Source organism: Paenibacillus sp. 01T422 (assembly GCF_056398785.1).
Window position 1 is genome coordinate 1 of the sequence record NZ_JBFTQB010000923.1, and the last position, 4,453, is coordinate 4,453.

Below are 4,453 nucleotides of genomic sequence, written 5' to 3' on the forward strand. Positions count from 1 at the left end.
AAACTGTATAGACCGAAGGTAGCCAGATTCTCTTGAAACGATAACCCATTCGTCCGATAAGGCCAATCCACCATATCCAGAAAAGGAAACCACGTTACGCCATAAAGCTCAATTCCCTCCTCACTGATCTTCCAGCTTGCACGAATGAGATCCTCCAACCAAGCAACTCGTTGTTCTACGCYGCCATTATAGCTGGTTTCCGTAATGAAAATGGGTTTCTTGTATCGTTGATACAGATCCCTGGCTATATCGATCATATCCTCGGCTGAACCCATCACCACACTTGGAATCTGTCCTTGCTCGGCCGTCTCTTTGCCAATCACATTCAAGGAAAATTGCGGATAATAATTGACTCCGACAATATCTAGATCAATCCGATTCTCTGCATACCATTCTAAATCACGTTGGCTCAAATGGTGATCCAGTACCCACTTGTATAAAGGATGGTCCTGCTGAATGCGACCTTGTATAAGCTCCCACATGATAAACCGAATTTCATTCCATAAATGGGTTTCCTCGGTATAGGATTCATCTCCGGCTATATACTTCTTTGAAGCCTCCACATGCACCATCACCGCATCTGGGTCGACTTGCTTTAAATTCTGAACCGTTAGGATGATTCCCTTACATAACTGATTCATAAGTAAGGCAAAACCCAGCAAGCCTGTTAGATATGGCGGCCAAGTTCCACTCTGTCCATGACCAATCGAACACTCCCTTGCTCGTTTCAATCCGATACCAGGGAACACCATAACGAATCATGGCAGCTCCCGATGCCCTCACTCGATCTAAGTCCTCTTCCCAGAATCGATAATGCTGCGTTATTTCGAATTCATCTAGAACCCTTTCGCCCCTGGCCGTTTGACCGATGAAGGTATTCTCGATTCCTACAGCCCAAACCCAAGGATGTAATTTGTCCATACAGTCGTTCTCTCCTTTTCCGTCAGCTCTTTTCTCTATTCTTTTAAGCCGGTAAATGCAACACCTTGAATGAAATACTTTTGTGCAAATAAAAAGGCAATAACAAGCGGTGCGGTAGCAATCGCAGCCCCAGCAGTTAAAATGCCATACTCCACAACATGCTGCCCCATAAATAAAGCAAGTCCAGCCGGCAGCGTTCTCATATCCTCGGTACTAGTAATAATTAATGGCCACAATAAATCGTTCCAGTTGTACATCAAGTGGAACAGCGCCAGACTCGCAATTGCGGGCTTAGCAAGAGGTAAAATGATTTGCCAATATAATCTAAATTCAGAGCATCTGTCTATTCTTGCTGCTTCATCCAACTCTTTGGGTAAACCTACAAAAAACTGTCTTAACATAAAAATGCCAAATGCATTCGTAGCGCGCGGGACAATTAAACCCACAAACGTATTGAGCCAGCCCAAATGGCTAAGCATGATAAACAACGGAATAATTGTTACCTGGACGGGAATTATCAATGCAACCAGCACAAGAAGAAATAGCTTATTTCTTCCTCTAAACGAAAGTCTGGCAAACGCATAACCGGCCATGGAGTCAAACAGGAGAGAGATCAAGGTAACACTGAACGAGAAAATAACGCTATTTTTGAAAGACACCAGAAACGGAATCCTACTCCAGACATGGATATAGGAGTCTATGTTCATCTTGGATGGAAGCAAAGTAGGTGGAAAATGTACAATTTCGTTCTCTGGCTTAAATGATGTTAGCACCATCCATACGAAAGGAAAAGCGATGACGATTGCTGCCGCAATAAGTATAAGATACTGGAAATTGCGGGTTAAAGTTACCTTCATATCCAGTACCCCCTAGTCGGTTTCATTGTAGTTAAACAACTTCAGTTGAGTTAATGTGATTAAAAATACAAAAATAAACAAGATCCAAGCCGCCGAAGAGGCATATCCCATATCGAGCAATTCAAAGCCTTGATGGTAAATGTAATAAACGATGGTTTCCGTACTGAACAAGGGACCTCCGTGCGTCATAACAAACACCTGATCAAACACTTGGAATGATGCAATGATGGAGATAATGATCACAAACAGCGTAGTATGCCTTAAGGACGGCAATGTAATATGCCAAAATTTTTGGAACGTGTTAGCGCCGTCAATTTTTGCAGCTTCATATAAGGATACAGAAATTCCTTGCAAGCCTGCCATAAAAATGACCATATTGAATCCGACATTTTTCCAAATAGCAATTAGAATAACGACAGGCATCGCCCAAGTCGTATCCCGCTCATCCTGCATCAATTTCATGTAGTTACTTAATCCTATAAATGGGTGTACTGGTTCCAGCAAACTCCATTGATGAAGGCTCAACCAGAACGAATTCATAATTGGCCAAAATACAAATAACGATAATAGTAATCCAGTTGGCAGTAAAAAGAAAAAGGCTGCCCGGCTTTGTTTTATCAAAGGTTTTCTGTTAATGCGTGTGCTTGTCATAACTACCTCCCTAACCGGGTTACTCACTCTTAAACATAACCGACATAATAAGCACCCTATCGAACTGGTGTTTTCGCACCAGTCCGTAAGGTGCTTTTTCACACTGCTATGAACTATTTGCCTGATAAAAGGGCATCCAATTTCTTACTTGCATCTGCCATTGTAGCTTCTACGGTACCTTTATTGTTGGTAATCGCTTGAATAGCCGGAGTAAAGATATCGCTGTCTATTTTGCTAAACTGTTCTACTCCTGCTAGGTAAAATCTAGAATCATCTGCGACCGCTGCGAATTGAGGAATGAGTGGATTCGATTTTACCTGCGCATTATCGTTTAAAACTGTTCTCGTTGGCGGGAATCCGCTTTTAGAAGATAGATACGCTTGTGCATCTGCACTGTTCCAGAACTTCATGAATTCATAAACCTCATCTTTGTGCTTAGAGTTTTTCCCGATAACCATGGCAACTGCATTCGCAAGTGTAGCCTTGCCTGCCGGGCCCGCCGGAACCGGTGCAACGCCATAGTTCAGGCTGCTTAATCCACCAGCCATCCAAGGACCATGGCCGCTTTGCCAGATGCGAAGATTTTATCAGCATCTCCACCCGTGAGATTAACGGGAGAAATCCCCTTGTTAGCGACTAGGTCAGCCCATATTTTAAGCGCTTCCACAGTTTTGCTGTCGTTTAACATGGATTTCTTGTGATCGGAAGAAAGAATATCTCCACCGTTACCCCAGATGAGAATAGGCCACATCGGAATTGTTGCATGATCAGCGAGCACAAGCCCATATTGTTTATCCGTGCCGTTCGTTTTTGTTGTTTTAAGAATAGCATCCTGCCATTCGGCCCACGTCGTAGGAGGAGCGGTAATCCCTGCAGCTTTGAATAGGTCCTTGTTATAGTACATTAATAACGTTGCTGTATTGGCCGGCACTGCATATAACTTGTCATTATATTTCATTGCATCAACTAAACTCTTCGCCATGACCTTTTGGTCGATCCCCGTCCCATATATATCATCTACCGGAAGAATCAAGTTGCCCTTGGCATATTGCGGGATTAGCGCAGAATCGAAAGAGGCAATATCTGGACCTTGCCCCGAAGCAAGTGATGTAGGTAATTTGGCAAGGAGTGCATCCCATGGAGAAATGTCCATCGTAACTTGAATATTGGGGTGCTTATCATTGAATTGTTTGACTAGTTCCTCATAAGCCGGACGATCCGGGCCCGTGAATCCATTCCAATATGTTAACGTTACTTTTTGTCCAGAAGCTTCTTTACTTCCTCCACATGCTGTCAGGACAACGGATAAAGTCAAAACAGATACGAACGAACTCACCCATAATCGTTTTTTTAAAAGGTTGCTCATATTATTCCTCCTGTTTGGTTAAATGTAAGAGACCCCTATTCGTTGACACCTTGGGCAGCCATCGTTACATCCACATCACTTCCCTTCAAATTTAAATCGATTTAAATTAATTTAAAAAAAAAGCGCTTATGGCATATCTGCACCGCATGATTCGCGAATGATTAGATGTGTAGACATAATCGTTCTTTTTTCCTTTACTTCTTGGTTATTTAAGAAGGCGATCAATTTCTCCGCAGCCGCATAACCAATCTCTCGCATGGGCTGATGAATCGTTGTTAGCATGGGACTGACAACTGTTGCCATATCAATATCATCAAAACCTACAACGGACACATCACCTGGAACCGAAATCTTGTTTTCTTTATAAAATTTCAATGCACCAATTGCCATAAGATCATTTCCTGCAAAAATGGCATCATAATCGATTTGTTTACGCATTAATTCCGCTGCAGCTTCGTATCCGGACTCTCTAGAGAAGTCCTTCTCAATAATTAAAGCTTCATCGTAGTGGATTTTATTATCCAAGAGAGCTTTCTTGTACCCCTCTAACCGATCAATGCTTTCTTGATGGTCTAATGGACCTGTAATATGTACAATTCTCCTTCGGCCAATCTGTATTAGATGCACTGTAGCTGTATAAGCCCCCCCCATATCATCT

5 protein-coding genes and 1 pseudogene are annotated in these 4,453 nt (G+C 42.6%); all 6 read right to left on the reverse strand.

Features of this window, described 5'->3' with window-relative positions; all coding sequences use genetic code 11:
* Positions 1 to 641: hypothetical protein (locus AC1DUA_RS33450; RefSeq protein WP_477503837.1), on the reverse strand; the 641-nt coding region annotated here is incomplete at its 3' end.
* A complete protein-coding gene (locus tag AC1DUA_RS33455) occupies positions 625 to 921 on the reverse strand; it encodes a hypothetical protein (protein WP_477503838.1) in 297 nt (98 codons plus the stop codon). The genes AC1DUA_RS33450 and AC1DUA_RS33455, both read right to left, overlap by 17 nt.
* A 35-nt stretch (positions 922 to 956) precedes the next feature.
* On the reverse strand, positions 957 to 1,778 hold the full coding sequence (locus AC1DUA_RS33460) for a carbohydrate ABC transporter permease (RefSeq protein WP_477503839.1): 822 nt from the start codon (positions 1,776 to 1,778) through the stop codon (positions 957 to 959).
* Between the two features lie 12 nt (positions 1,779 to 1,790).
* The gene (locus AC1DUA_RS33465) at positions 1,791 to 2,429 is read right to left on the reverse strand and encodes a carbohydrate ABC transporter permease (protein ID WP_477503840.1); all 639 of its coding nucleotides are present in this window, start codon (positions 2,427 to 2,429) and stop codon (positions 1,791 to 1,793) included.
* 113 nt (positions 2,430 to 2,542) lie between these two features.
* A pseudogene (locus AC1DUA_RS33470) lies at positions 2,543 to 3,795 on the reverse strand (ABC transporter substrate-binding protein).
* 126 nt (positions 3,796 to 3,921) lie between these two features.
* On the reverse strand, positions 3,922 to 4,453 hold a 532-nt coding region (locus tag AC1DUA_RS33475; protein ID WP_477503841.1), incomplete at its 5' end, for a LacI family DNA-binding transcriptional regulator.

Excerpts from the sequence above, each read along its gene's own strand:
- AC1DUA_RS33455 (WP_477503838.1), bottom strand. The coding sequence starts at position 921 with ATGGACAAATTACATCCTTGGGTTTGGGCTGTAGGAATCGAGAATACC.
- AC1DUA_RS33460 (WP_477503839.1), bottom strand. The coding sequence starts at position 1,778 with ATGAAGGTAACTTTAACCCGCAATTTCCAGTATCTTATACTTATTGCG.
- AC1DUA_RS33465 (WP_477503840.1), bottom strand. The coding sequence starts at position 2,429 with ATGACAAGCACACGCATTAACAGAAAACCTTTGATAAAACAAAGCCGG.